The following is a 4,104-nucleotide window of genomic DNA, read 5'->3' on the forward strand; positions in this document are numbered from 1 at the left end:
GCCCCGACTACCGTGGGTGGCTGTGACCCCGCCTCCCCCTGACGGAGACGGCCGCCGGCCGGGGGGCCGGCGGCCGTCTCCGTCAGGGGGAGGCGGGGTCACAGCCACCCACGGTAGTCGGGGCGGGCGCCGCCCCGGCGCGGGCGAGCAGATCGGCGAGGCGGTCGGTGACCACGTCCGGGTGCTCCAGGATGACCAGGTGCCCGGCGTCCTGCACCAGCACCAGCTCGGCGTCCGGCAGCAGTGCGGCGATGGCCTCGCTGTGCTCGCTGGGCGTGATCAGGTCCTGCACCCCGGCCAGCACGAGGACCGGGAGAGGGGCGAAGCGGGCGAGGGCCTCGGTCTTGTCGTGCTCGTTGAACGCCGGGTAGTACTCGGCGACGACGTCGATCGGGGTGGACTCGATCATCCGCTCGGCGAACCGGGCGACGGCCGGGTCGACGTCCCGGGCCGCGAACGAGTACCGCTTGATGATCCCGGCGAACAGGTCCGCCGTGGCCCGGCGCCCCTTCTCCACCAGCTCGGCCCGCTGCCCCAGCGCCTTCAGCACCCCCGGCAGCACCCGCCGCACCGCGTTGACCCCGGCCACCGGCAGTCCGAAGTTGACCTCGCCCAGCCGTCCCGGCGACGTGCCGACGAGGGCGACGCCGACGACCCGCTCGCGGATCAGCGCGGGGTACCGGTCGGCGAGGGCCATCACCGTCATCCCGCCCATGGAGTGCCCGACCAGCACGATCGGCCCCTCGGGCGCGGCGGCGTCGATGACGGCCTTGAGGTCCTGTCCCAGCTGGTCGATGGTGACCGGCTCGCCCCGCTCGGCCTGGGCCGCGCCCCGCCCGGAACGGCCGTGGCTGCGCTGGTCCCAGTACACGGCCCGTACGACGCCCTTGAGCGCGGCCCGCTGGAAGTGCCAGGAGTCCTGGCTGAGGCAGTAACCGTGGCTGAAGACGACGGTGACGGGGGCGGGCGCCCTGCGGCCGAACAGCCGGCGGCGGCGCGCGGGTGCGGCGTCCGGGTCGGGGTCGGGGTCGTCGACCTCGTAGTACAGCTCGGTGCCGTCCTCGGCGTACGCCTTGCCGGGGGTGCCGCGCAGCGAGCCGTACGGCCCGGCGGAGTCGAGGGCGAGCCGGGCCTTCTTGCGCATGCCCCGGCCGACGGTCATCCGTTCTATGGCGACTCCGGCGGCGGCGCCCGTGGCGAGCACGCCTATCGCGACGCCGGCGACCCCCGTCGCCCGGCGCCAGCCGCCGGGCGGGACGTCGGCGACGGAGGCGGCGGCCGCCGTGACGGCGGTGCCGAGGGCCTCCGCACTGCTCTCGCTCACGTACTGGCTCCTCTGTCGTTCCTCGGGCGCGTGCGCCCGGGCGGGCGTGGGGACGTACGGACGCTCCGGCGGCCCGCTCCGTCATGCCGCCGGGCCGTCACGGCGCCGTGCCGTCACGCACGCGCGTCGTGCGCGTCGTTCACATGGACGCGCGGGACGCGGCTTCCGATCCGGGTGACGATCTCGTACCCGATGGTGCCCGCGGCCTGCGCCCAGTCCTCGACGGTGGGCTCGCCGCGGTCGCCGGGGCCGAAGAGCACCGCCTCGGCACCCGGCGGGGGCTCGTCCCCGCCGAGGTCGACGACGAACTGGTCCATCGCGATCCGCCCGGCGACCGTGCGCGGCTTGCCCTCGACCAGCACCGGGCCGGCGGAGGAGGCGTGCCGCGGGATGCCGTCCGCGTAGCCGAGCGGGACCAGGCCGAGGGTGGTGGAGCCCGGGGTGACGTAGTGGTGGCCGTAGGAGACGCCGTGCCCGCCCGGGACGCGCTTCACCAGGGCGAGGGAGGCGGTCAGGGTCATCACCTGGCGCAGCCCGAAGTCGGCGGGGGTGCCGATCGCGGGGCTGGGCGAGACGCCGTACATCGCGACGCCGGTCCGGACGAGGTCGAAGTGGCTCTCGGGGAGGGTGAGGACGGCCGGCGAGTTGGCGATGTGCCGGACCTCGGGGTCCACGCCCTGCCGCTCGGCGTACGCCACCATCTCCCGGAAGCGGGTGAGCTGTGCCTCGATGGAGGGGTGTCCCGGCTCGTCGGCGCAGGCGAGGTGCGACCACAGACCGACGACGCGCAGCAGTCCGCCGGCCTCGGCGGCGCGGGCCGCGGCGACCAGCGCGGCCCAGTCGCCGGGCACGCAGCCGCCCCGCCCCAGGCCGGTGTCGGCCTTGAGGTGCACGCGTGCGGGCCGCCCGGCGGCACGCGCGGCCGCGGTGACCTCCTCCAGCGCCCACATGCCGCCGACGCCGACGTCGAGGTCGGCCTCGATCGCCTCCCGCCACGGCCCGCCGGGCGTCCACAGCCAGCACATGACGCGCACGTCGGCGGGGATCCCGGCGCCGGGCGCGCGCAGCGCCAGCGCCTCCTGCGGGGTGGCCGTGCCGAGCCAGGACGCCCCGGCGTCGACGGCCGCCCGCGCGCACTCGAGGGCGCCGTGCCCGTAGGCGTCCGCCTTGACCACGGCCATGAGGGCGGCCCCGGACGCGTGGGCGCGCAGGCTCCGCACGTTGGCGCGCAGCGCGCCCAGGTCGATCTCGGCACGGGCCCGGAGGGTCGCCTTCCGCACAGCATCGTTCTCGTTCATCGCACCTCAGTCTCTCAGAGCGGTACGACGCCCCACCGGGAGTGGTCCGACCGGGACCGCCGCGGTGGGATGGTACGACGACGTCCGGGGCCGGGACCCCGCCCGGGCTCCGCACGCCGCCCGGGACCCGGCGGCCTCATCCGCGCATGACGTCCCGCCACGCGTCCGGGATCGCCTCCGCCACGTCGTGCGCCCCCGCCGGCGCGCCGTCCGCCGCGCGGCGTCCCGCGAGCCCGTGCAGGTAGGCCGCCGCGCTGCCGGCGTCCCGGGCCGACAGCCCCGCCGCCAGCAGCGAGCCCGCCAGACCGGACAGGACGTCCCCGCTCCCGGCCGTGGCCAGCCAGGACGTCCCGGTCGGGTTCACCCGTACCGCGGCGCCGTCCCCGTCCTTCGGGCCGGCGACCAGTGTCGTGGAGCCCTTGAGCAGCACGGTCGCCCCGTACCGTCCGGCCAGTTCGCGCGCCGCGGCCAGCCGGCCGGCCTCGACCTCCTCGCGTTCCACGCCGAGCAGCGCGGCGGCCTCTCCGGCGTGCGGGGTCAGCAGGGTCGGCGCGGAGCGGGCCCGCACGGCCGCGGCGTCGGCCAGCCGCAGGCCGTCCGCGTCGATCAGCACCGGGACGTCCGCCGCCAGCACCTCCGCCACCGGGCCGGCGTCGTCCCCGGCGCCCGGCCCGACGACCCACGCCTGCACCCGTCCGGCGTGCTTCGGCCCCCGGTCGGACACCAGCGTCTCGGGGAAGCGGGCGATCACGTCCCGCGCGGCGGGACCGGCGTACCGCACCGCTCCGGCGCCGCCCCGCAGCGCACCGGCGACCGCGAGCACGGCGGCACCGGGGTAACGGGCGGACCCGGCGGCGATCCCGACGACACCGCGCCGGTACTTGTCGCTCTCCGCGCCCGGCACCGGCAGCAGCCGGGCCACGTCGGCGTGCTGGAGCGCCTCGAGGTCCGGTGCGGCGGGCAGGTCGAGACCGAGGCCGACGAGCCGCACCGACCCCGCGTACTCCCGCGCCGGGTCGACGAGCAGCGCCGGCTTGTGCGTCCCGAAGGTCACCGTGAGGTCGGCCCGGAGCGCGGTGCCGCGCACCTCGCCGGTGTCCGCGTCGACGCCGCTCGGCAGGTCGACGGCGACGACCGCGGCGCCGTACCGTTCGGCGGCCTCGGCGAGCGGGACCGCCTCCGGACGCAGTCCGCCCGTGCCGCCGATTCCGACGATGCCGTCCACGACGAGATCGGCCCGCCGGACGGCCGCGAGGGCGGCGGCAGCGGTCCCCGTGCCGGAGGCGGCGCCGGTGCCGCTGCCGGTGATCTCCACGGTCCGGCCGCCCGCCCGGCGCAGTGCCGCGAGCCCGGCGGCGTGGGCGCGCTCCGGCGCGAGCAGTACCGCCGTGACGCCGGCGCCGCGCCGGGCCAGCCCGGCTCCGGCGTAGAGGGCGTCGCCGCCGTTGTCCCCGCTGCCGACCAGCAGGACGACCCTGCTGC

The 4,104-nt window shown here is 77.5% G+C and carries 3 protein-coding genes; all 3 read right to left on the reverse strand.

Features of this window, described 5'->3' with window-relative positions; translation table 11 throughout:
- Positions 1-82 precede the first annotated feature (82 nt).
- Entirely contained in the window at positions 83-1,324 is a 1,242-nt protein-coding gene (locus AOK18_RS20180; RefSeq protein WP_055695274.1) for an alpha/beta fold hydrolase, read from the reverse strand.
- Positions 1,325-1,437: 113 nt separating this feature from the next.
- Positions 1,438-2,622: an alanine racemase gene (gene alr / locus AOK18_RS20185; RefSeq protein WP_055572652.1), complete on the reverse strand. Its 1,185-nt coding sequence runs from the start codon at positions 2,620-2,622 to the stop codon at positions 1,438-1,440.
- Between the two features lie 136 nt (positions 2,623-2,758).
- Positions 2,759-4,104: NAD(P)H-hydrate dehydratase (locus AOK18_RS20190; protein WP_055695275.1), on the reverse strand; the 1,346-nt coding region annotated here is incomplete at its 5' end.

Source organism: Streptomyces prasinopilosus, from assembly GCF_001419695.1.
In the GTDB taxonomy this organism is placed as follows: domain Bacteria; phylum Actinomycetota; class Actinomycetes; order Streptomycetales; family Streptomycetaceae; genus Streptomyces; species Streptomyces prasinopilosus.

Coding starts and splice junctions, on each gene's coding strand:
- alr (WP_055572652.1), bottom strand. CDS start 2,622: ATGAACGAGAACGATGCTGTGCGGAAGGCGACCCTCCGGGCCCGTGCC.